General features: G+C 56.5%; 23 protein-coding genes. 13 read left to right on the forward strand and 10 right to left on the reverse strand.

Going from position 1 to position 22,757, the window contains the following annotated elements; genetic code table 11:
* Nucleotides 1-11 precede the first annotated feature (11 nt).
* The 5 genes from lnt to miaB all read right to left on the reverse strand — a co-directional run bounded on the left by lnt (nt 12) and on the right by miaB (nt 5,516).
* The gene (gene lnt / locus NIZ92_RS03510; RefSeq protein WP_035271177.1) at nt 12-1,631 is read right to left on the reverse strand and encodes an apolipoprotein N-acyltransferase; all 1,620 of its coding nucleotides are present in this window, start codon (nt 1,629-1,631) and stop codon (nt 12-14) included.
* Complete coding sequence (locus NIZ92_RS03515) at nt 1,618-2,499, reverse strand: HlyC/CorC family transporter (protein WP_009463852.1); 882 nt, start codon at nt 2,497-2,499, stop codon at nt 1,618-1,620. Before NIZ92_RS03515 ends, lnt begins: the two co-directional genes overlap by 14 nt.
* A gap of 148 nt (nt 2,500-2,647) precedes the next feature.
* Nucleotides 2,648-3,124 (reverse strand): rRNA maturation RNase YbeY, encoded by a 477-nt coding sequence (ybeY, locus tag NIZ92_RS03520; protein ID WP_226348966.1) that lies wholly within the window; start codon nt 3,122-3,124, stop codon nt 2,648-2,650.
* Nucleotides 3,117-4,112, reverse strand: a complete 996-nt coding sequence (locus tag NIZ92_RS03525; RefSeq protein ID WP_009463850.1) for a PhoH family protein — start codon at nt 4,110-4,112, stop codon at nt 3,117-3,119. Before NIZ92_RS03525 ends, ybeY begins: the two co-directional genes overlap by 8 nt.
* A 3-nt stretch (nt 4,113-4,115) precedes the next feature.
* Nucleotides 4,116-5,516 carry a tRNA (N6-isopentenyl adenosine(37)-C2)-methylthiotransferase MiaB gene (miaB, locus tag NIZ92_RS03530; RefSeq protein WP_009463849.1) on the reverse strand — a complete coding sequence of 467 codons (1,401 nt, stop codon included), beginning with the start codon at nt 5,514-5,516 and terminating at the stop codon, nt 4,116-4,118.
* Between the two features lie 262 nt (nt 5,517-5,778).
* Between miaB and NIZ92_RS03535 the strand changes: the two genes are divergently transcribed.
* On the forward strand, nt 5,779-6,000 hold the full coding sequence (locus NIZ92_RS03535) for a ParD-like family protein (RefSeq protein ID WP_009463848.1): 222 nt from the start codon (nt 5,779-5,781) through the stop codon (nt 5,998-6,000).
* Nucleotides 5,997-6,764, forward strand: a complete 768-nt coding sequence (gene map, locus NIZ92_RS03540) for a type I methionyl aminopeptidase (protein ID WP_254002711.1) — start codon at nt 5,997-5,999, stop codon at nt 6,762-6,764. The genes NIZ92_RS03535 and map overlap by 4 nt, the downstream gene beginning before the upstream one ends.
* A 594-nt stretch (nt 6,765-7,358) precedes the next feature.
* Here the strand turns inward: map and secF are convergent.
* From secF to queA, 5 genes are all read right to left on the reverse strand, one after another.
* Nucleotides 7,359-8,297: a protein translocase subunit SecF gene (gene secF, locus NIZ92_RS03545; protein ID WP_009463846.1), complete on the reverse strand. Its 939-nt coding sequence runs from the start codon at nt 8,295-8,297 to the stop codon at nt 7,359-7,361.
* Between the two features lie 52 nt (nt 8,298-8,349).
* Nucleotides 8,350-10,221, reverse strand: a complete 1,872-nt coding sequence (gene secD / locus NIZ92_RS03550; RefSeq protein WP_022983425.1) for a protein translocase subunit SecD — start codon at nt 10,219-10,221, stop codon at nt 8,350-8,352.
* 60 nt (nt 10,222-10,281) lie between these two features.
* Complete coding sequence (yajC, locus tag NIZ92_RS03555; RefSeq protein ID WP_003803689.1) at nt 10,282-10,626, reverse strand: preprotein translocase subunit YajC; 345 nt, start codon at nt 10,624-10,626, stop codon at nt 10,282-10,284.
* Nucleotides 10,627-10,715: 89 nt separating this feature from the next.
* A complete protein-coding gene (gene tgt, locus NIZ92_RS03560; protein WP_115634229.1) occupies nt 10,716-11,852 on the reverse strand; it encodes a tRNA guanosine(34) transglycosylase Tgt in 1,137 nt (378 codons plus the stop codon).
* A complete protein-coding gene (gene queA / locus NIZ92_RS03565; RefSeq protein ID WP_060185585.1) occupies nt 11,849-12,913 on the reverse strand; it encodes a tRNA preQ1(34) S-adenosylmethionine ribosyltransferase-isomerase QueA in 1,065 nt (354 codons plus the stop codon). Before queA ends, tgt begins: the two co-directional genes overlap by 4 nt.
* A gap of 158 nt (nt 12,914-13,071) precedes the next feature.
* On the opposite strand from queA, the gene dacB reads away from it, so the two are divergent.
* From dacB to NIZ92_RS03620, 11 genes are all read left to right on the forward strand, one after another.
* Nucleotides 13,072-14,520, forward strand: a complete 1,449-nt coding sequence (gene dacB / locus NIZ92_RS03570; protein ID WP_052159346.1) for a D-alanyl-D-alanine carboxypeptidase/D-alanyl-D-alanine-endopeptidase — start codon at nt 13,072-13,074, stop codon at nt 14,518-14,520.
* A gap of 70 nt (nt 14,521-14,590) precedes the next feature.
* The gene (gene upp / locus NIZ92_RS03575) at nt 14,591-15,241 is read left to right on the forward strand and encodes a uracil phosphoribosyltransferase (RefSeq protein ID WP_009455167.1); all 651 of its coding nucleotides are present in this window, start codon (nt 14,591-14,593) and stop codon (nt 15,239-15,241) included.
* A 101-nt stretch (nt 15,242-15,342) separates the two neighbouring features.
* Complete coding sequence (locus tag NIZ92_RS03580; RefSeq protein WP_009455166.1) at nt 15,343-16,065, forward strand: hypothetical protein; 723 nt, start codon at nt 15,343-15,345, stop codon at nt 16,063-16,065.
* Nucleotides 16,066-16,210: 145 nt separating this feature from the next.
* Nucleotides 16,211-16,528, forward strand: coding sequence for a YqjD family protein (locus NIZ92_RS03585; RefSeq protein WP_009455165.1), 318 nt, complete (start codon nt 16,211-16,213; stop codon nt 16,526-16,528).
* Nucleotides 16,529-16,686: 158 nt separating this feature from the next.
* Nucleotides 16,687-17,076: a phage holin family protein gene (locus tag NIZ92_RS03590; protein ID WP_009455164.1), complete on the forward strand. Its 390-nt coding sequence runs from the start codon at nt 16,687-16,689 to the stop codon at nt 17,074-17,076.
* Entirely contained in the window at nt 17,073-17,462 is a 390-nt protein-coding gene (locus NIZ92_RS03595) for a hypothetical protein (protein ID WP_035271170.1), read from the forward strand. Before NIZ92_RS03590 ends, NIZ92_RS03595 begins: the two co-directional genes overlap by 4 nt.
* A 158-nt stretch (nt 17,463-17,620) precedes the next feature.
* Entirely contained in the window at nt 17,621-18,499 is an 879-nt protein-coding gene (locus NIZ92_RS03600; RefSeq protein WP_060185586.1) for a LysR substrate-binding domain-containing protein, read from the forward strand.
* Between the two features lie 491 nt (nt 18,500-18,990).
* Nucleotides 18,991-20,214, forward strand: a complete 1,224-nt coding sequence (locus NIZ92_RS03605) for an aromatic ring-hydroxylating dioxygenase subunit alpha (RefSeq protein WP_247965934.1) — start codon at nt 18,991-18,993, stop codon at nt 20,212-20,214.
* A gap of 18 nt (nt 20,215-20,232) precedes the next feature.
* Nucleotides 20,233-21,198, forward strand: coding sequence for a PDR/VanB family oxidoreductase (locus NIZ92_RS03610; protein WP_254002712.1), 966 nt, complete (start codon nt 20,233-20,235; stop codon nt 21,196-21,198).
* A 20-nt stretch (nt 21,199-21,218) separates the two neighbouring features.
* A complete protein-coding gene (locus NIZ92_RS03615) occupies nt 21,219-22,091 on the forward strand; it encodes an NAD(P)-dependent oxidoreductase (RefSeq protein ID WP_035271165.1) in 873 nt (290 codons plus the stop codon).
* A 47-nt stretch (nt 22,092-22,138) separates the two neighbouring features.
* The gene (locus NIZ92_RS03620; RefSeq protein WP_254002713.1) at nt 22,139-22,753 is read left to right on the forward strand and encodes an NAD-dependent dehydratase; all 615 of its coding nucleotides are present in this window, start codon (nt 22,139-22,141) and stop codon (nt 22,751-22,753) included.
* Nucleotides 22,754-22,757 lie beyond the last annotated feature (4 nt).

The raw sequence follows: 22,757 nt of genomic DNA on the forward strand, positions 1-22,757 counted from the left end.
TTTGTTGGTGCTCAGTCCTGACGACGAGAGCGCCAGGCAAAAATAATCAGAAGCAGGCCTGCCCAGATCAAGAAGGGCAGATTGCCGTATTTCACGTAGGGAGTCAGGCCCGTTGTGCCTTGAACTTCCACATCCAGCACACCCGGCGTCAGGGGCGGCAGAACCGCACGAACACGCCCATAAGGGTCAATGGCGGCTGTCATGCCGGTATTGGTGGCACGCAGCATGGGACGGCCTGTTTCCAAAGCCCGCATACGTGAGATCTGCAAGTGCTGGCTCAAGGCCCAGGAATCGCCAAACCAGCCCAGATTGCTGATGTTCAACAGCAAGGTAGCGCCTTCCTGGCCAGGACTGCCTTGCACGGCCTGGATGATCTCTTCGCCAAACACGTCTTCATAGCAGATGTTGGGGGCAACACGACCCTCTGCCATCTTGAAGGGCGCTTGCGGCAAGGCGCCACGATGGAAGTCCCCCAGCGGGATATTCATCATGTCCACAAACCATTGAAAGCCGGTGGGGATGAATTCGCCGAAAGGCACCAGATGATGCTTGTCGTAGTAGCTGGCCGTGCTATTGATGATGTCCTGGGGCTGAGTCTCGGGGCTGATCAGCAAGGCGCTGTTGGTGTAGCTCAGCTTGCCGTTGACCGTGCCACGATCCATGGGGACACCCAGCACCAGATTGGCTTGATGGCGCTGTGCCAGTTCCGTCCAGCGCAACCAGAAGCTGGTTTCCAGGCGGTTTTGCAATACGGGGATAACGGTTTCAGGCAGAACAATCAGGCGCGGCGCGTCTTCGGGGGTCTTGGCCGGCAGGTTTGCCAGCTCGTAGTAACGCTCTATGCCTTCGCTCATATTGGGGCCGAACTTGGCGCTTTGATCGATATTGCCTTGCACCAGGCGGGCAATAAAGGGCGCGCCATGGGGCTGGACCCAGGCAATATGCGGCAGACTGATCCCGATCAGGCCGAAAATCATGGCAATACCAATGCCGATCGCGCTGGAAGGGCTTTGGTTCTTGTCTTTGGAGGCGGCAAACTGGGCAATCACGGCGGCGCTGAAAGCCGACAGCCAGGCCAGGCCATACACACCCACAACGGGTGCCCAGCCGGTAAACATCCCTTCTGCGTGGGCGTAGCCGATATTCAACCAAGGAAAGCCAGTCAGCAAATTGCCGCGCAGCCATTCACTGAGTGCCCAGCAGCTTGCCCAGCCTGCTGATAGCAACAATCGTGGTAGCCAGGAATCACTATCGTGCTTGGGGCGCAGTTTTTGCCAAACCGCTGAAGCCAGAGCAGGAAAGAGGGCCAGGGCGGCAGCCAGCAGCAAAACACCTAGGGCGGCCATCCAGGAGGGCATGCCACCATACTGGTGCATGCTGATGTACAGCCAGTAAATCCCTACGCCAAAATGCCCCAGCCCAAACAGATAACTGCGACCAAAGGCCTGGCGCACGGACGTCGAACCCATGATCTGCGAGCAGGCAATGGCCAGCAAGGTGATCTGGTAGAAGGGCAGAATCCAGGATGGCAGCGGGCCAATGGAAAAGGACAGGGCATGCAAGCCCCCCAGGACCAGCAGTAAAGCGACGCCAAGCGCCTGGGGTAAAGGTTTGGAATCAGGCTTGTTCAAGATTAGGCTCGGCGGGTGTGGCTCGCTGAACGTGCAACCAAAGGGCTCGTTTGGCATCCGCACGGACAACCGTGAGGCTGATGCCATCAAGCTGGGCCACATCGCCCCGGCGAGGGATATGTCCCAATTCGGACGCCAGCCAACCACCTACGGTGTCAAAGTCGTCGTTAGGGAGGTGGGTCTGGAAGGCTTCGTTGAAATCGGGGATTTCAGTCAGTGCCATGACACGCCAGCTGTCGGGGCCGGCCTGGAAAATGGTCTGCTCGGCGTCTTCATCGTATTCATCTTCGATGTCGCCCACAATTTGTTCCAGCACGTCTTCCATGGTGACCAGGCCTGCTGTACCACCGTGCTCGTCAATAACGACGGCCAGGTGATTGCGGCTGCCACGGAACTCGTGCAGCAAGACGTTCAGGCGCTTGGTCTCGGGAATGAATACCGCAGGGCGAATCAGCGGGCGCAAATCCAGCGTGGGATTGGCGATCGAGAGCAGCAGGTCCTTGGCCAGCAAGATACCGATGATATTGTCGCGCTCCGTCTCGTAGATCGGAAAGCGGCTGTGGCCCGTTTCAATAATGATGGGCAGCATCTCGGTCAACGGCTTGGCGATGTCCAGCATATCGATCTTGGATCGGGGCACCATGATATCGGCCACTGTTTTGTTGGCCATATCCAGTGTTCCGGCGATCATGGACAGCGATTCGTCGTCGATAACTTTGCGGGCGTGGGCCGCAACCAGGACAGACTTAAGGTCTTCTCGGTCTTCGGGTTCGTGACGCCGATTGAAAAAAGCACTTAAGCGAGAGATGGGATTGTTTGAGCTGGCCTTGGAAGGGCGGGGCTCGGGGTCGGGAGCAGAGTCTGACATTGTCCGAAGGACGAGTTAAGGAAGAAACAAGCATAACCGAAAAATGATGACAAGGTATGTACCTGTCATCATTCGGAATGCGGGAAGGGAAGTGAGGATTGGCGCAGCTTTGTCAGGGATGGGAGACCCTTTGTGACAAGTGGGCGAGCTAGCGCTCCTGGTAGGGATCGGGGATGCGCAAACTGGCCAGAACAGCGGTTTCCAGCGCTTCCATGTCCTGGGCTTCGTCCTCTTCAATGTGGTCGTAACCCAGGGAATGCAGACAGCCGTGCACCACCAGATGAGCGGCATGGTGCAGAAATGGCTTTTGCTGTTCCTGGGCTTCACGCTCCAGCACGGGCAGGCACAAGACGATATCGCCGTGGACCACGCCGTCCTCGTCCTGACCATATTCAAAGGTCAGCACATTGGTGGCGTAGTCGCGTTCCCGGTAGCTCAGGTTCAGGCTCTGGCCTTCTTCGGCGTCCACAATACGCAAGGTGGCGGACAGGGCGGTGAAACGATCTTCGGGGTGGATGCGTTCGATTGCCATATCAATCGTGCGCTGCATCCAGCGGCGGATACGGGAGCGGCTCAGCTCGGGGCAATCAACAGCGTACTGGACGCTCAGGGACAGATCAGGCATCACCGGCTCGTTCGTAGGCGTCCACAATTCGCGCAACCAGCGGGTGGCGCACGACATCACGGCTGCTAAAGCGCGAGCAGGAAATACCCTGCACGTTTTCCAGCACCTTGACGGCATGATTCAAGCCGCTGCGCTGGCCTTTGGGCAAGTCCACCTGAGTGGGGTCGCCGGTAATCACCGCCTTGCTGCCAAAACCGATGCGCGTCAGGAACATTTTCATTTGTTCCGGTGTGGTGTTCTGGGCTTCGTCCAGGATCACGAAAGCATGGTTCAGCGTGCGGCCGCGCATATAGGCCAGCGGTGCGATTTCGATGATTTGTTTTTCGAACAGGCGCTGTACCTTCTCCACACCCATCAAGTCATACAAAGCATCGTACAAAGGGCGCAGATAGGGATCTACCTTCTGGGCCAGATCACCGGGCAAAAAGCCCAGGCGCTCACCCGCCTCGACAGCAGGACGTGTCAGCACCAAGCGATGGACGGATTCGCGCTCCAGCGCATCGATGGCGCAAGCCACTGCCAACCAGGTCTTGCCAGTCCCGGCCGGGCCTACGCCGAAGTTGATGTCGTTGTTCAGGATATTGCGCAGGTACTCGCGTTGACCGGGTGTGCGAGGACGCAGGTCGCGTTTGGCGGTACGCAGGGAAATTTCTTCCTGGCCGACGGGGGGCAGCTCGGGCAGGGGCTCGGGCTTTTCCTCTTTTTCGTGGCGGCGGCTGGCGCCCAGCTCAACCAGGCCCAACTGAATATCGTCGATATTCAGCGCACGGTGCACGGCACGCGAATGGAACCAGTCAATGGCCTTGGCAGCCTCCTCCGCGCGCTCGCCTTCAATCGAAACATGACTGCCACGCCGACGCAGGGTGACGTCATAGGCAATGGCAATCTGCTTGATGTTCTCGTCCAAGGGGCCACACATATTGGCCAGATGGGTATTGTCCCCGTCCAGGCGCAAGGAAGTGGGCATGCGGCGGCGTTGGCTAGTCATAGATCAGGCTCCTGCAACCCGGTCATGGGTCACGATTTCTCCGCGCAAGGTGTTGGTCAGTACTTGGGTCACGTGCACATCCACAATTTGTCCGATCAGGCGAGGGTCGCCGGGGAAGTTGATGATACGGTTGTTTTCGGTACGGCCTTTCAGTTCCGAGTCGTCTTTGCGCGAGGTGCCTTCGACCAGAATGCGTTGTACGCTGCCGACCATGGCCTGGCTGATGGCCTGGGCCTGCTCGTTGATTTGCGCTTGCAGGCGGTGCAGGCGGTCCAGCTTTTCTTCTTTGCTGGTGTTGTCTTCCAGGTCGGCGGCGGGCGTGCCGGGGCGACGCGAATACACAAAAGAGAAAGACTGGTCGAAATTCACATCGCGAATCAGCTTCAGTGTCTTCTGGAAATCCTCTTCCGTCTCACCGGGAAAGCCCACAATAAAGTCCGAGGACAAGACGATGTCGGGACGCGCTTCACGCAGGCGGCGCACGATGGATTTGAACTCCAGCGCAGTGTAGCCGCGTTTCATTGCAGCCAGAATACGGTCGCTGCCGGCCTGTACGGGCAAGTGCAGAAAGGGGACCAGCTTGGGCAGATTGCCGTGGGCGGCGATCAGGCGCGAGGTCATTTCCTTGGGGTGCGAGGTGGTGTAGCGAATGCGCTCGATACCAGGGATCTCGTGCACGTACTCCAGCAGCATGGCAAAGTCGGCAATCTCGCCAGCGACGTCGGTCGGGCCACGGTAGGCGTTCACGTTCTGGCCCAGCAGCGTCACTTCACGCACACCCTGGTCGGCCAGGTCAGCCACTTCCATCAGTACGTCGTCAAAGGGACGGGAGACTTCGGGGCCACGGGTGTAGGGCACTACACAGAAACTGCAGTACTTGCTGCAGCCTTCCATGATGGACACAAAGGCGGAATAACCCTCCACGCGTGCGGGAGGCAGGGCGTCGAATTTTTCGATTTCAGGAAAACTGATATCTACTTGCGAGCGGCCGCTGTTGCGGCGCTTGACGATCAGCTCGGGCAGGCGGTGCAAGGTTTGTGGTCCGAACACGACATCCACGTAGGGAGCACGACGAATAATCGTGTCGCCTTCCTGACTGGCCACACAGCCACCTACGCCAATGACCAGATCGGGATTGAGCGCTTTCAAATGCTGAACCCGGCCCAGATCCGAGAACACCTTTTCTTGCGCTTTTTCGCGCACCGAACAGGTATTGAACAGGATGATGTCTGCTTCTTCGGGGTTGGTTGTCAACTCCACGGGGCGATCCTGATTCAGGATATCGGCCATTTTTTCGGAGTCGTACTCGTTCATCTGGCAGCCAAAGGTGCGAATGAAGAGCTTGCGGGCAGGCTTGGTAGCAGCATCCGCGCTGGCGGGGGTAGAGATTGTGGTGTCGGTCATAGAAGGAGCCGTGACGGGTGTATATCCCGCGGGCCATTGAAAATGATGAATCGGGCATTATAACGCCCAGCCTCCCGTGAGCCACAAGCAAGCTGGGATCATGTGGGAGGACTTGTTGCAGACAGGCCGCCCTTTGGGGTGAGAAGGCTGGAAATAGTCTTGTCGGGGCATGAAGCTGGATCAGGATTTTCAGTCAGCTTCTACTTGCGTCCTGTTTTTGTGAATTATATGATTCGTATATGGATCATATAAGGATTGAAAAATGGGTATCGTGAATATTGATGACGAGCTGCACGACCAGCTACGCAAGGCGAGTACGGTTTCATGTCGCTCCATCAATGCGCAGGCGGCTTTCTGGATACGTATGGGGTTGTTGTGCGAACTGAACCCGACCATGAGTTTTAACGAGATTGTCGCCCGTGAAATGAAGGCGGCTGGTTTGGGTGAGCCTGCCGTGCCTCTGGATCAGGTGGAGTCAGCATGATCAAGACGGCAGATGAAATTGCCTTGATGGCCGAGTCGGGCCGTTTGCTGGCTCAAGTGTTCACGCGCCTGGATCAATTGAACCTGATTGGCATGAACACCATGCAGATTAATGATCTGGTCGAAAGTTATATCGTCCAGGACCTGCAAGCCCGGCCCGCCAGCAAAGGGCAGTACGGTTACGCCTATGTTCTGAATTCATCGCCTAATCAAGTCGTGTGCCACGGTATGCCGTCCGCGACGGATGTACTGAAGGAGGGGGATATCGTGAATTTCGACATCACCCTGGAGAAGAACGGTTTTATCGCGGATTCCAGCAAAACCTACACGGTGGGGCAGGTAACTCCTGCTGCGCAAAAACTGGTCGATGCCTGCTATATGGCGATGTGGAAAGGTATACAAGCCGTGCGCCCCGGCGCGACTTTGGGTGATGTGGGGTTTGCCATTTCCCAGTACGCACGCAAGAACGGCTATTCCGTTGTACGTGATTACTGTGGGCACGGCATCGGGCGGGAAATGCACGAAGCGCCTGAAGTTTTGCATTGGGGCATGCCGCGCACAGGACTGCGATTGAAAGAGGGCATGGTGTTCACCATTGAACCCATGCTGAATCAAGGTGGCCATGCAGTGCAAACCGGGAAAGATGGCTGGACTGTGCGCACTTGCGATGGCTTGCTGTCAGCACAGTTTGAGCACACGGTGGCTGTGACAGACAGTGGTGTGCGCGTGTTGACCTTAAGACCTGATGAAACCATCCCGAATTAATTAAGTAGTTGGTCGTCCCTCCCTTGCATTACTTATGGCTTGTAGTGTGTCATCCAGTCATTGCAGCTTGTGCACTGAAAACGACAGCAGCAAGTTATCTCAGCCCGATGGAAATGAGATTTTCTGTAAACCTCGTTGATGCCGCCACAGCTGCGAGATCCCGTCATATCGTGATGGCAGTATTGCCCGTTGTATAACCGTCGTGCCGAAGTATCCCTTCAGATCAATATAGGGTGGCAGGCGTTTGTTTTATTGAGGGCCGGAGCAGGTCGGCTTGGCGGGTCATTCGCCCGTGCTGCGCACGGGTCCCCTTGTCAGAGTCCAGATGCGGGCGTGTCGTGAACTCGGAGCGCGGTTTGTCCCCCGGACAAACCGCAAGCGTGCTCCTCAAACAGCACGACCCTTGCACCCCGCATCCGGCCTCTGCCCGCGGCGAATAACCTGACTCGCCCGCCGACCTGCTCCGGCCCTCAATAAAACAAAAAGAGGCTTACTGCCGCCACTCTATTACTCGCAATCCAGCAGCCCTAGAAACAAAAAAGCCCGACATTGTTTTAATGTCGGGCTTTCGTTAACAGCGAGCCAAGAAGCAACTTAGCCTTCTACAACCTCGCCGCCTTCGTCTTTCTTGATCGGCTTGACCAGATCCTCACGTTTCACGCCCAGCCACATGGAAATGGCAGCGGCCACGAACACGGAGGAGTAAATACCGAACCAGATACCGATGGTCAGCGCCAGCGAGAAGTTGTGCAGCGTTGGGCCACCGAAGAAGAAAATCGACAGCACCATCATCTGGGTAGAACCGTGGGTGATGATGGTACGCGAGATGTTCTGGGTGATGGACAGATCAATAATGTCCGATACCGACATCTTGCGCTGCTTGCGGAAGTTCTCACGGATACGGTCCATCACCACAACAGATTCGTTCACGGAGTAACCCAGCACCGCCAGAACACCGGCCAGCACCGACAGCGAGAACTCCCATTGGAAGAACGCGAAAAAGCCCAGAATGATGACCACGTCGTGCAAGTTGGCAATCGCACAAGCCAGCGCCAGCTTCCACTCAAAGCGGAAACCCAGGTACAGCAAGATACCGGCGACCACAAAGGCCAGGGCCATCAAACCGTTATGCAGCAGTTCTTGCCCCACCTGTGGGCCGACGAACTCCACACGGCGCAGCTCCACGTCCGAGTGCTGCTGCTTCAAGGCCTGGAGTACTTGCTCGCTTTGCTGGGTAGAGTCTTGTCCGTCCAGAACGGGCAAGCGGATCATGATGTCCTGCGACGTGCCGAAGTTCTGTACCTGGAAGTCGGTATAACCCAGCGACTGAATCGAGCCGCGCACATCTTCGACCTGCACGGTTTGCTGATAGTGCACTTCCATGACCGTACCACCGGTAAATTCGATGGACAGGTGAAAGCCGCGCACAATAATGAAGACGACCGCTGCAATAAATGTCAGAAAACTGATCAGGTTCAGCACCAACGCATGGCGCATGAACGGGATAGTGCGGTGAATACGAAAAAATTCCATGATGCTTTATGCCTGTAGTTGGGCCTGGCCGGTTTGCACCGGCCCCGGCACTTTACTTCTTGTCCTGTGGTTTCCAGACCTGACCAATGGAAATACCCTGCAGGCGACGACGGTTGCCATACCAGAGGTTGACCAGGGCACGAACCCCAACCACCGAAGAGAACATGGAGGTCAGAATACCGATCACGTGTACGACCGCAAAACCACGGATAGGACCGGAACCGAAGGCCAGCAAAGCGACACCCACAATCAGACTGGTCAGGTTGGAGTCGAAAATAGTGGCCCAGGCACGATCAAAACCCAGGTGAATGGCTTGTTGCGGCGAGGCACCATTGCGTAGCTCCTCGCGGATACGCTCGTTGATCAGCACGTTGGCGTCAATGGCCATACCCAGGGTCAGGGCGATAGCGGCAATACCCGGCAAGGTCAGGGTGGCTTGCAGCATGGACAAGACAGCCAGCAGCAAGAGCACGTTGAAGGTCAGGCCAATGGTGGAGAACAGACCAATCAGGTGGTAGTACAGCATGATGAAGATGGCGATCGCAATAAAGCCGTACAGCGTGGCGTTAAAGCCTTGGCGAATATTGTCGGCACCCAGGCTAGGGCCAATGGTGCGCTCTTCAATGATGCTCATGGGGGCGGCCAGCGAACCGGCACGCAGCAGCAGGGAAATATCGGCGGCTTCCTGAGCATTCATGCTGCCGCTGATCTGTACCTGGCCGTTAGGAATTTCGCTACGGATAACCGGAGCCGTCACCACTTCACCCACGCCATTTTCAAACAGCACAATCGCCATGCGCTTGTTGATGTTGTTGCGGGTAATGTCGCGGAAAATGCGCGAGCCCTTATTGTCCAGCGTCAGGTTGACGGTGGGTTGCTGGGTTTGCGAGTCACGACCGGGCTGGGCGTCCTGCAGGTTTTCACCTGTCAGGATGACCTGGCGGCGCAGCAGCAGGGGGGCACCACCACGCTCGGTGTAGCGCTCCAGACCAAAGGGCACGGTACCCGAGTTCAAGGCCGCAACGGCAGCAGGCGAGTCTTCCACCATGCGCAGTTCCAGTGTGGCCGTACGACCCAGAATTTCCTTGGCTTTGGCTACATCCTGCACGCCGGGCAGTTGAACCACGATGCGATCGGACCCTTGCTGCTGAATCACAGGCTCGGCTACGCCCAGCTCATTGATTCGGTTATGCAAGGTGGTGATGTTTTGCTTGAGGGCGTTCGATTGCACCTGAATGGTGGCGGCTTCGGTCAAACGGGCTGTCAGACCGCTGTCACCGGCAGGGGTGAAAGCCAGATCAGGCATGGCGCGACGCATTTCCGATTGAGCGCGGTCGCGATCGTCTGCCGAGGCAAAGCTCATGCGCAGCGAGTGACCATCACGCTCGATGCCGCCAACAGGCACTTTGGCTTCGCGCAGCACGCTGCGGGCATCAGCCACCATGGAGTCGTAGCGGGCTTGAAGCGCGCCTTGCATATCCACTTGCAGCAGGAAGTGCACGCCACCGCGCAAGTCCAGGCCCAGGTGCATGGGGTGGGCGCCCAGTGCGGTCAGCCAGGCAGGCGACGCAGACACCAGGTTCAGGGCGACGGTGTAGTCGGGGGCGGTAGCTGTGGAGTCCTTGTTCAGTTCGCGCTCGATCAGGTCTTTGGCCTTGAGCTGAACATCGGTGGACTCAAAACGGAAACGCGCAGTGGCGCTAGGTCCGTTTTGTTCAAAATACGAGCCCGTCGTAGGAATATTGTTTTTCTTGAGCAGCTCTTCAACGTGACTGATCAGGTTGGTTTCAAGCCGGACCGTGGATTTGGCGCTGGAAACCTGGACAGCAGGAGACTCACCAAACAGATTGGGCAAGGTATAGATCAGGCCGATCGCCAGCGCGACCAAGACGATGACATATTTCCAGAGAGGATAACGATTCATGGGATATCTACGACGGGTGCAGAAATGGCAACCCCGGACCGAGGTCCGGGGTCGGAGGCATTACAGCGACTTGATCGTGCCTTTGGGCAGAACAGTCGTAACGGCCACGCGTTGGACCAGAACTTCAACAGGCTTGTCGGTCAGGTTGGCCACTTCAACGGTCAGGTAGTTGTCGTGAACTTTGCTGACTTTGCCCAGCAAACCACCGGAAGTGATGACTTCGTCGCCTTTGGCCAGGTTGGACACCAGGTTGCGGTGCTCTTTCTGACGCTTCATTTGAGGACGAATCATCAAGAAGTACAGCACAACGAACATCAAGATGATGGGCAGCATGCCCATCAAGGCATTTTCGCCGCCGGCAGCTGCCTGGGCGGGGATGAGAGTCAGAATGTCAACAGCGGACATGTGGGGCTCCTGAGGATTTTTTTGTGTGGGTTGTCAAAAACTAACGGTGTATTGTAGCGGCACTTTATTGCGGTATCACAAACAGCGTGTCATTCAATACCGCGCGCCCGATCCTGGTGGAACTGCTCCCGCCAGGCCGCGAAACGCTTTTGCTCGATAGCATCGCGCATCTCTTGCATGATCTGCAAATAGAAATGCAGATTGTGCAAGGTATTCAAACGCGAGCCGGTAATTTCATTGGAACGCTGCAAATGATGCAAGTAGCCACGCGAGAAATGCTTGCAGGTATGGCAGGTGCAGCTGGGATCCAGCGGGCGGGTATCGTCGCGGTAACGGGCATTGCGTATCTTGATGTCGCCGTAACGGGTAAACAGCCAGCCATTGCGCGCATTGCGGGTGGGCATGACGCAGTCAAACATGTCCACGCCCTGGCTGACCCCTTCGACCAGATCTTCCGGTGTACCGACGCCCATTAGATAGCGGGGGGCATGGGTGGGCAGTTTCGGGGTGGTGTGCGCCAGAATGCGCATCATGTCTTCTTTGGGCTCGCCTACGGACAGGCCGCCAATGGCATAGCCTTCAAAGCCGATTTCGGTCAGACCAGCCAGGGATTCGTCGCGCAGGTCCTCGTACATGCCGCCTTGCACAATGCCAAACAGGGCATTGGGGTTGTTCAGACGCTTGAATTCCTCGCGTGAACGGCGAGCCCAGCGCAAGGACATGCGCATGGATTTAGCCGCTTCGATATGTGTGGCGGGACGGTCGTCAATCAAGTAGGGCGTGCATTCATCGAACACCATGGAAATATCGGAGTTCAAGGAGTACTGGATTTGCATCGACACTTCAGGCGTCAGAAACAGGCGCTCGCCAGTAATGGGGGAGGCAAATTTCACCCCTTCCTCGGTAATCTTGCGCATGCCTTTCAGGCTGAACACCTGAAAACCGCCCGAGTCCGTCAGGATGGGCTTGTCCCATTGCATGAAATTATGCAGGCCCTGGTACTTGTCCATGACATCCGTGCCCGGACGCAGCCACAGGTGAAAGGTGTTGCCCAATATGATCTGCGAGCCAATCTCGTTCAGCTCGTGCGGCATCATGGCCTTGACGCTGCCATAGGTGCCTACCGGCATGAAAATGGGGGTTTGCACCACACCGTGGTTCAGGGTGATCTGGCCACGGCGAGCGGCGCCATCGGTGCTTAAGAGGTCAAACTTCAGTCCACTCATGGGGTAGGAGGCTCAATGAACATAGCATCGCCGTAACTAAAGAAGCGATACCGGGATTGGACGGCGTGCTGGTAGGCACGTTGTATGGGTTCGATCCCCGCCAGGGCCGATACCAGCATCAGCAAGGTGGACTGGGGCAAATGAAAATTGGTGATCAGTGCATCCACCCACTGGTACTGGAAGCCGGGGGTAATGAACAGGCGCGTGTCGCCTTCAATGCTGCCATCGGCGCAGCGCTGGTTCATGCCGGGCTCTTTGCTGGCGGCCGACTCCAGCGAACGCACACTGGTGGTGCCCACGGCAATGACGCGGCCACCGGCAGCGCGGGTGGCTTCGATCTTGGCCAGGGTGGCGGCGGGCACATGGTAACGCTCGGCGTGCATGACGTGTTCGCTGATATTGTCCACACGCACAGGCTGAAAAGTGCCTGCACCCACGTGCAAGGTCACAAAGGCCTGGTCCACGCCTTGCTCGCGCAAGGTGTTCAGCATGTCGTCGGTAAAGTGCAGGCCAGCCGTCGGGGCGGCCACGGCACCGGGGTGACGGGCGTAAACAGTCTGGTAGCGCGAGTCGTCTTCCTCGTCCGCTGCGTGGGTAATGTAGGGTGGCAAAGGCGTGGCGCCGTATTGCTCCAGCATGTCCAGCACAGGCTCGTGAAAGCGCAGCGCAAACAGGGCGTCTTCCCGCCCGGTGCAATCGGCCAGTACCTTGCCGTCGGCCAGTTCCAGCAAAGTGCCAGGTTTGGGGGACTTGCTGGCGCGGATATGGGCCAGAGCCGTATCGGGGCCGGTTACGCGCTCGATCAGCACTTCCACCTTGCCGCCGCTGCTTTTCTGGCCATGCAGGCGGGCCTTGATGACGCGCGTATCGTTAAAGACCAGCAGGTCACCCTTGCGCAGCAGGCTGGGCAGGTCGGTGAACTGGCGGTCATGCAATTGGCTGGCACCGTCCAGATGCAGCAGACGGCTGCCCTGGCGCTGGGCCGGCGGGCTTTGAGCGATCAGATCAGGGGGAAGCTCGTAGTCGAACTGGGCGATAGTTAAAGAGGGGTCGATGCTCATGGTTTGTCGTAAAGGGCCACTGGCCAGAAGGCCGGGCCTGATGGGGTAACCGACTATTTTAACGCTTTGCCGCCAGATTGCTGAAACGGCCATATCCGTGGTGTTTTTCTTTCGGTATGCTTGGGTCTTTCCTGAATTGATCTGTTGGAGACGAGGGCATGGGCGTTTTAAAGGCAAAGCCTGTTTTGAGTCGTTGCAAGCACGTGGCTCTGGCCACCTTGCTCATGGTGCAAGGCGCATCACTAGCCCTGGCCCAGGCCTTGCCGCCCGAGCTGGCTTCGGTATGGAACGCCAGCCGCTTGCCGCAATCGTCTCTGTCCATCGTGGTAGACGAGGCGGACGGTCCGCGCCTGATCGGCGTCAATCCCCAGGAGCCCCGTAACCCCGCCTCGGTAATGAAACTGGTCAGTACCTGGGCCGGTTTGTCCGCTCTGGGGCCAGAATATACCTGGCGTACGACGTTAATGGCCCAGGATGGCCTGCAGGTGGACGAACAAGGCACCTTGAAAGGGCCTTTGTACATCAAGGCGGGGGGCGATCCGTTTTTGACCGTGCCGCAGTTATGGGACATGTTGCGCGAGCTCCGCTTGCGTGGGGTGAAGAATCTGACCGAAGTTATTGTGGATCGTTCCATCTTCGGCAACGTCACCATCAATCCGGGTGACTTCGATAATGCGGGTGACCGTCCCTATAACGCCAGCCCGGATGCCATGATGGTGGGGCTAGGCGCTTCCCGGCTGGTGTTCCAGCCAGATACACAGGCGCGCAAATGGATTGCGATTATTGACCCGCCTTTGCCCGGAGTGCGCGTACAGGGTGAAGTCGAGTGGTCGACGGCGACCTGCCCTGGTTCGCCTGTTGTTGGTACCCAGATTCAGCCTGAAGCCGGTGGCATGGTGGTCCGTGTCAGTGGCAAGGCCGCCGCTTCTTGCGGTGAGTTCAGCGTTTACCGTCTGGTTCATTCCCAAACCGAGTTTTTCGACAAGCTGTTCCGCAGCCTGTGGCGCGATCTGGGCGGCACCCTGGCCCGCGACATCAAGGCAGGCCGTGTGCCGGCTCGTGCGCAGGCGATTACCTGGCATGACTCGCAGTCCCTGTCTGACCTGATCCGTCTTATTAATAAGCAAAGCAACAATGTGATGGCCCGTACCATCTTGCTGACCGTGGGCGCAGAAATGAATGGTCCCGGTGCCACGGTGGCCACCGGCGAGCGCGCCGTCATGAACGTGCTGGGCCGTCAGGGGGTCAATACCGCAGGCTGGACCGTGGACAACGGCTCGGGCCTGTCACGCAATGCCCGCGTCACGGCGGGTGGCATGGCTGACATGCTGAAAGTCGCCTGGCGCTCGAACTGGATGCCCGAGTACATTTCCTCCTTTGCGATCTCCGGTGTGGACGGTACAGTGCGTTCGCGCTTGCGTGATGACGAGGTTCAGGGCCGTGCCCACTTGAAAACCGGCACGCTGCGCGATAGCCGTGCCTTGGCCGGTTACGTGCTGGGAGCCAGCGGAAAGCGGTATATTGTCGTCATGATGGTCAATGACGAACGTTCTGCCTCTGCCCGACCCTTTTTTGATGCGGTGGTGAAGTGGCTGGCAGTGCGTTGACGATCACGATAGTGCGGGCTGCTGTGCAGCAGCCCTGTTTTTAGTTAGTCCCTAATTTGATGAAGCAATCATGCCCATACACGAAATACGCCACCCTTTGATCCGCCATAAGCTGGGCTTGATGCGCAAGGCAGATCTGAGCACGAAAAATTTCCGCGAAATGTCCCAGGAAATCGCCTCTTTGCTGACCTACGAGGCGTGCAAGGATCTGCCTCTGGAACCCACCACCATTGAAGGTTGGTGTGGCAATGTGGAAGTGGAAAAGCTGGCTGGCAAGAAAGTGACAGTTGTGCCCATCTTGCGCGCTGGTATTGGCATGCTGGACGGGGTGTTGAGCTTGATTCCTGGCGCCAAAGTCAGCGTGATCGGTATTGCTCGCAACGAAGAAACCTTTGAAGCCCAGACCTATCTGGAGCGTCTGGTCGGTGAGCTGGATCAGCGTTTGGCCCTGATTATCGACCCCATGCTGGCAACAGGTGGTTCCATGGTCGCCACGATTGATCTGCTGAAAAAAGCAGGCTGCAAGAATATTCGCGCTTTGGTGTTGGTGGCGGCTCCGGAAGGCATTGCCACTCTTGAAAAACATCACCCTGATGTCCATATCTATACCGCGTCCATTGATCAGCATCTGGACGAGCATGGTTATATCGTGCCGGGGCTGGGTGATGCGGGCGACCGTATTTTTGGTACTCGCCAGAAGGTTCAGGACGGCGAACTCTAAGTCCAGAACTTGTCGTGCTTTTTTACAATCCCTTGCTAGTACGCCAGAGGGGATAGGCATAATAAAGAGTCGAATCTAAGTTTCACTGAATCAGGATGTACATGAAACTGAATGCTTGGATGGCTGCACCGCTGTTGGTCATGTTGGGCCTGAGCTCGGCTCAGGCTGGTTTGTGTGACGTGCCTTTCATGCGTGACGGTGGGCAGATACAACTGACTGGCTCGGGCTTTCTGGCCTTGGGCGCTGATCTGGCTTTTTCTGACGTGAAAAAGCAGGGCGGTGATCAGTGCCAGGCGCGTGTACAGGGCAAGGCCAGTGTCGCCCTGGCCGGTTTGCCGGCCAGCAAGCCCAATATTGACTACGTGATGACGGTGCGTGATGGCCGCACCCGTTTCCAGCGCGATGATGGCCGTGGTGGTCTGGAAGCCGTTCAAGGTTCGTTTGACCTGCGCCTGCTGGGCCTGTTTTCCTACGAACACGGTGGGCTGCAGGAAGGGCAGACCTTCCCGCGCCAGGATTTCCAGATCAATCTGGACAAGCGCTCCCAGTCCAACGCCAATGTCTTGCGCATTCATACCGGTGCGAAGACGGTTGGAGCTCAACAATCGGTACAGACTGCATTGGGCAATTACCAATGTTGGCCTATTCGTTATCAACGCGAGATCGAGCCTACCCAGGCCAGTTTCAGTGGCATCAGTCTGCCCATACCGGGCATCAACTCCCAGGTTACGGATTGGTATTGCCCGGATGTGCAGATGGTGATGAAGCAAGAAAGTATTCAGAACGGTGTCCCGTCCACGGTGGATGTGACGCAACTGAAGTAAACCTGCGACTTACTGGTCTCAGGTACACCGAGTATCTTTATCCTGAAAACAGCGGGTTAAAGAATTTTGTGCGGCGCTGCTATGGCGCCATTCACTTGGCGATACGTATTTGTCGCGTGTCCCTTTCAACTGCAAGGAGTTATTTATGGCTACCAAGAAAAGTGTGGAAAACAGCGGAGACAAATTCATCGAAGAAGTGAAAGCGAGCTTGGATGAAGCTGAAAAACTGATGCGTGAGGCCGCTGAAGCCACGGGCGACAAGGCCGGTGAGCTGCGTGAGAAAGCGCTGCGCTCTCTGCGTGTGACCCGGGATTCCCTGCATGATGCTCAGGAAGCCGTGGTCGAGCACAGTGTGCGTGCCGCCAAGGCAACCGACAACTATGTCCACGACAAGCCCTGGCAAGCCATCGGCGTGGCCGGTATTGTGGGTCTGATGTTCGGTATGCTGATTAGCCGACGTTAATCTGTCTTTGCTCTGCGCTGCGAGCCCTTTGCTGGGCTGCAGCAGCATAAAAAGCAGCCCTGCCGATCTGGACTTTGCGGTCCAGATCGGCAGCCTCTTAGAAATCAGGCTCTTGTCATTGCATGCAATGGCAGGATGTCGCAGAGCAGGGATAAATCATGGCGCTTAGGCAAACTATCAGTCAGCTTGGTTCTACCTTGATAGGGGCTGTCAGTACCAGGCTGGAGCTGTTCGCTCTGGAAGCCGGTCAGCAAAAGGCAAGCCTGATCACCATCTTCAGCATGGTGTTTGGCGCACTGCTGTTCTCCACTCTGGCGGTGCTGGTTTTCAGCTTGTTGCTGGCCTTGTACTTCTGGCCTACGGATTATCGTTACTGGGCTTTGGGAGTGCTGGTCGTTCTGTATGCCGGTTTGGGGGTGGGGCTTTTCCTGGCCGTACGCCGCCGTCTGACCACAGGCCCGATTCCTTTTTCAGCCACCTTGTCCGAGTTGCGTCGCGATGTCGCATTTATTGAGCGCTTGAGGGATTCCGAGGGAGACGGCAAATGAGCACGAAGCAAGAGAGCATGTCCGCCCAGGAGCGGGCTGTGCGTATTGAACTGCTGCGAGTCCGCGCCTCGTTGGAGCGGCAGACCATGTCGTCCCAGATCCACTCCCTGGGCGAGGATTTAAGCCCCGGCAATTTGTGGAACAGCGTCAAGCCGTCGGGTTTGAGCATGGGCGGTGTGGTCACTAGTGCGCTGTCCTTGTCGCGCCGTTATCCGTTCCTGTTGTCCGGTGCTTCTGCCGTGCTGAGCAGTTTCGGCGGGCGCTGGATGCGTATCGGGGCTTTGGCTCTGGGAGCCTGGAAGCTGTTTGATTCTTCCAAGTCGGCACGCGAGAAAGCACGCAATGTACTGGTTCCGGTACGACGCAAAACCGATGTGGACGAGTAAGTCTGCTTGTCTGTTTGAAAACCGGCCCAGGCCGGTTTTTTTTTGCCTGCCGCAAGCTCGGCGTTCTGCCTGACTGGTTTTTGAAGGCGGCAAGGCTTATGCTCCGATAATAAATAATTCCAGAACAAAGCTACCCACATCAGGAGACATAGCCCGTCATGCAGGTGCCATTACTGAATGCCTTAAGAACCTTTACGGTGTCGGCGCAAAGGTTGAACTTCACCAAGGCGGCAGAAGACCTGCTGGTCTCTCCCTCGGCAGTCAGCCACCAGATCAAGGTGCTGGAGGAGTATTTGGCTTGCAAGCTGTTTCTGCGCAAGAACCGATCTCTGGAACTAACGGATCAGGGTCAGTTTCTATTCGACCGTTTGCAACGGCCGTTTTACGAGATCAATCAGGCTTTGAGCGAATTGCGCATGCCGCACGGCAAGAGCCGCATCAATCTATCCTTGCGGCCCTTTGTGTCCAGCATGTGGTTTACCGGGCAGTTGGGAGACTTCTGGCTGAAGCATCCAGACATTGAAATCAACTTGCTGCACAGGCTGCAGGCTCCGGATTTTTTCAGGGACAACATCAATTTTGCTATCGTCTGGGGCAAGCAGGGCGATTGGCCGCAGTTGCAAACCTTGCGCATCATCCCCGGCAATTTGACGCCTGTTTGTGCGCCGTCTTACCTGCAGGCGCATGGCCAGATCACCTCCCCGGCGGATCTGAACCAGCATGTGCTGATTCATGAAGAAAATCAGCTGTGCTGGGAGCAGTGGTTGCGCAAGGCGGCGGGGCAGGAGCTGACGGCCAAGAAGAGCTTTCACATTGATGACACCAATGTGCGCATGAATGCGGTCTTGAATGGCCAAGGGGTGATGCTGGGCTGTCCGGCCTTGCTGAAGCCTTTGATCGACAGGAAGGAAATCGTCCAGCTGTTCGATGTGTGCCTGGAAGAGTACGCCTATTTTCTGGCCTACCCCAAGGAGGCGAACCTTAGCCGACAGGAGCAGGAGTTTGTGGATTGGGTGGCGTCGATTGCAATACGCTAGGCGATAATTGCCAGATGGCTTCCATGTGTTGTGCTCGGTGACCGGGCTTTCTCCGCTCTTTGCTGACCTTGTCGCTGTCCCTGCATCTTTAAAAAACCTGCAAATATGCAGGTTTTTTTATGTATCGGCCTTTCCGAACCAGGCTGGATGCTCATCGCTCATCGCTCATTTCTCAACGACCAGGGTGTGGAACCCCGATCTGATGCGTGTGACTGGAGGCTATATCAAGCTTCGCATAGTTCTCACACCGCTCATACCTGCTTGCAAAATACCTGACACGCAGCCATGAATCGGGTTTCATGACGCTGCGAATTTCCACACTTTGCAGTGCTTGCGATCTACCACTTCCCCTTTACCCATATTCAGCAACAAAAAAAACTCATCGTTCCGTCAAATTTGCTCAATTTTCAAGTGTCGCTCCCTGTCGCATGATTGGCCTGACCTAATAAAAGCCATTCATGGTGCTTATGCAAACCAGAGGAGATACTGAGATGAATACCGCTCTACGCTCGCCCATTGCGATTGAAGAATTTGACCGCAGCTACTTTCAGCAGGAAACCGACGAGGTTTTCGCCTTGCCCCCCGAGTGCTTTACCTCGGAAGAGTTTTTCCAGTTTGAGCTGAATGCCGTCTGGAAAAAGCAGTGGTTCTGTGTGGGCCGTGCCACTGACATCCCCAATGCTGGTGACTTCTTCACCTTCGATGTAGGCAATGATGCGCTGTTTGCCATCCGCACTCGTGAAGGTGGCATCAATGTACTGTCCAATGTCTGTCGTCACCGCAATATGTTGTTGCTGGAAGGTGCAGGCAATGTACGCCGCATCAGCTGCCCCTTGCACGCCTGGGTCTACAACATGGAAGGCGAGCTGGTTTCCGCCCCAGGTCTGACCGATACCGGTGCCAGCTTTGACCCCAAGAGCGTCTGTTTGCCCAAGATCCGCGCCGAGGTTTGGGAAGGCTTTATCTTCATCAACTACGACGCCATGGCGCCGGCCTTGCACACCCGCCTGGGCAATCTGGGCAAGCAGCTGGCGAACTATCGCATGTCCGAGCTGAAGTCTTCGGAACCCCTGAAGATGGAAGGTTTCGACTGGAACTGGAAGATCTTCAATGACGAGTGTTACCACTGCAGCTTCCTGCACGCCTCCTCCTGGGGCGGCATGTACGAAACCAATCCGGATCGTGTGGATGAAACCGCTGTCTTCAATGACGTGGCCAATGGCATTGTCTCCTACAACCTGATCTCCACCCACAAAGACGCAGCCCCCACGCATACCGGCTCCATCTTGCAGCCGCCCATGAAGGGCTTGACTGACCAGGAGCGAACTCAGCTTTCCTACGTGACGGTAGCGCCCAACCTCTTGCTGGTGGCCATGCCTGACAAGGTGAAGTACTTCATGTGGCTGCCCAAAAGCGCCAAGCAGTCCACCTATGGCGTGTCCTGGATGTACCCGCAGGAAACGTTGGAGCGCGAGGACCACAAAGAGAAGTTCGATCAGGAACACGATGATCTGTACCCCGTGATGATCGAGGACCTGTTTGCCTGGCGTCGTTCGCATCAGGGCATGCAATCCAACTTTGCCTCCCGTGGTCGTTTGACCAATGAAGAGCTGGTCATCAAGCGTTTGCAAAACTGGCTGATTGATCTGTACCGCGCCGAAGAGCGCCGTGTGGACGAGCAAAGCCGGGTATTGCCGATCCGAGCGATTGCCTAAGGGAGCAGGAGCAGCATCATGCAGCAAACTTTGCAAACACGCGTGTTGAAGAAAACCAGGCTGTCAGAGCGCGTTGTGGGCCTGACCCTGGGTTTGCAAAACGGGGGCACGTTTCCCGTCTGGGAGCCGGGGGCGCATATTGAACTGGAACTGGCGGTGTCGCAGACCGAACCGCTTTACCGTCAATATTCCTTGTGTGGCCAGCAGGCCAATACCCGTGAATGGCAAATTGCCGTTCTGAAAGAAGAAGCCGGGCGGGGCGGCTCTGCGTATATCCATGAGGTGTTGCAGGAAGGTGATGCGCTGGCTGTCAGCGTGCCGAAAAATCACTTTCCCTTTGCTGCAAACAAGAAGTGCTTTTTTGTGGCCGGGGGCATAGGCATCACGCCTATCGTGCCCATGGTCCAGGCCGCTGCGGCAGCCGGCCTGGACTGGCACTTGCTGTATCTGGCAAGAAACGCAGCGGATTTTATTTTTCTGCAAGAGCTGCAACAAGTGGATGCTGCGCGTATCACCACGCATGCCTCCAATCAGGACGGGCTGTTTGATCTGCAAGGCGCATTGAAAACGCTGGACGCACAAACCGTCGTCTATTCCTGCGGTCCGCAACCATTGCTGACCGCCTTGGAAAACTATCAACAGGAACAGGCCGATATTGGCTGGCAACTGGTGCTGGAACGCTTCTCGGTAGAGACCGATCCGGCCCTGCTGCAAGGCAAGGGCTTTACCGTGACTTTGCAAAAATCGGGCAAAAGCATCGCGGTAGCGGGGGATGAAACGATTCTGGCCGCCTTGAAACGGGAAGGCGTACGGGTCAAGTGCTCATGCCAGAACGGCACCTGCGGCACCTGCGAAACCGTGGTCATTTCCGGCTTGCCGGAGCATCGGGATTTTGTGCTGTCGCCAGAAGAACGGCAGCTGAATGAAACCATGATGATCTGCGTTTCGCGCGCCTTGTCGGCCGAACTGGTTTTGGATCTATAACAATAAACAGGAGAAACACCATGAAAAAAGTGGTGGTTACAGGCGGCTCGGGCCGTGTGGGCTCGTACGTTGTACAGCAATTGATGCAGACCATGGATGTGGTCGTGGCGGATCTGAAACCCAGCCAGCATCAGGTTTCTTTTATTCAAACGGATGTGATGGATCTGGAGGCCGTGCGTGCGGCCACCAAAGATGCCGATGCCGTGATTCACCTGGCGGCAATTGATTTTGACTGGAAGGCCGCCGAAGAGCAGTACATCAACGTCAATGTGCGCGGCACCTGGCATGTGCTGCAAGCCTGTCGCGAAAACGGTGTCAAGAAAGTGGTGCTGTGTTCCAGTATTTCGGCTTGCGGTCTGTCCGAGATGCGAGCTGATTGGAAACCCCAGTATCTGCCTGTGGACGAGGCCCATGAAAACAAGCCTTATCAGGCCTACAGCGTCAGCAAGATCGTCATGGAGCAGATGGCAAAAAGCTTTAGTGATGCCAGCGATATGGAAGTGATCTGCTTGCGTCCACTGGCCGTGGTGCTGCCGGAAACCATTGCCGAGTACATCCAGTTTGTCGACAGCCCGCAGCGTAACTGGCTGTTCTATTACATCTGGGCTGCAGATCTGGCGCGTGCTTTTGAGGCCGCCGTGAATCTGCAAGGTTTGCGCTACGGCGTGTTTTTCATTAGCGCAGACGATAGCTCCCACCCCTTGGCAACCACAGACTGGTATCAGCAGATTATTGGCCCTGTGCCTGAAATCAAGAACCCACGCTGGTATCAGAACAATCCGCGTGCCTCCATTTTCAGCAGCCATGCGGCCAAGGAAATTCTGGGCTGGCAACCAAGCACGGACTTCCAGCAACTGCGCCAGGAATACGCGGTGGAAAAAGACCTGGCGTGAAACGTCCAGGCTCCCATAACGAATACATTGAACACGGAGACTTGAGCATGACGGGAATTAAAACCGGCACCTTGGATTGGACGGGTGACAACCCTTTTATTTACTTGAAGACTGACCCTGACCAGGACTGGTCGTCCTTGTCCCTGTACTTTCGCATCGCCAGCTCGGCGTATGGCAGCGGCCAGGCCATCCTGGTGTTGGACAAGCCTTACGAAGACGGGCAGGACAGCGACGCGCGTTTGCTGATCACGGATAACAAGCCCTTGGCCGAGTATCTGGTACGGGACTTCGTGCGCCATTTTGGCCTGTTTCGCAAGGCGGTGGCGCTGGATAAGTTGCAGGTCTTGAGTGACGGCGTTTTCCAGACAGTGAACCGTTTCCCTGAGCTGGTCAGCGAATCTGTCACCTCCGCCAGTGCAGGTCTGACGGTGGAATTGCAATGGCATCACATGACGCAGCCAGCGATTTGTGTGGACCTGCCGCAAAGCCAGACCCAAACCCAGCAGCACGAAATGATGTGCGTGTTCCACCCGGCCCAGCAAGCCAGGGTGCTGATCAATGGCACGGCCTTGCCGGGCAACACCATAGAGCGGGACTTTAACGGCTCGCGTGCGCAGTCCGCCAGCCTGGCGAACAGCGAAACCTGGGTGCGCGTGGCGTAAGGAG

Source organism: Alcaligenes sp. 1735tsa3 (genome assembly GCF_024134565.1).
In the GTDB taxonomy this organism is placed as follows: Bacteria; Pseudomonadota; Gammaproteobacteria; order Burkholderiales; family Burkholderiaceae_B; genus Alcaligenes; species Alcaligenes phenolicus.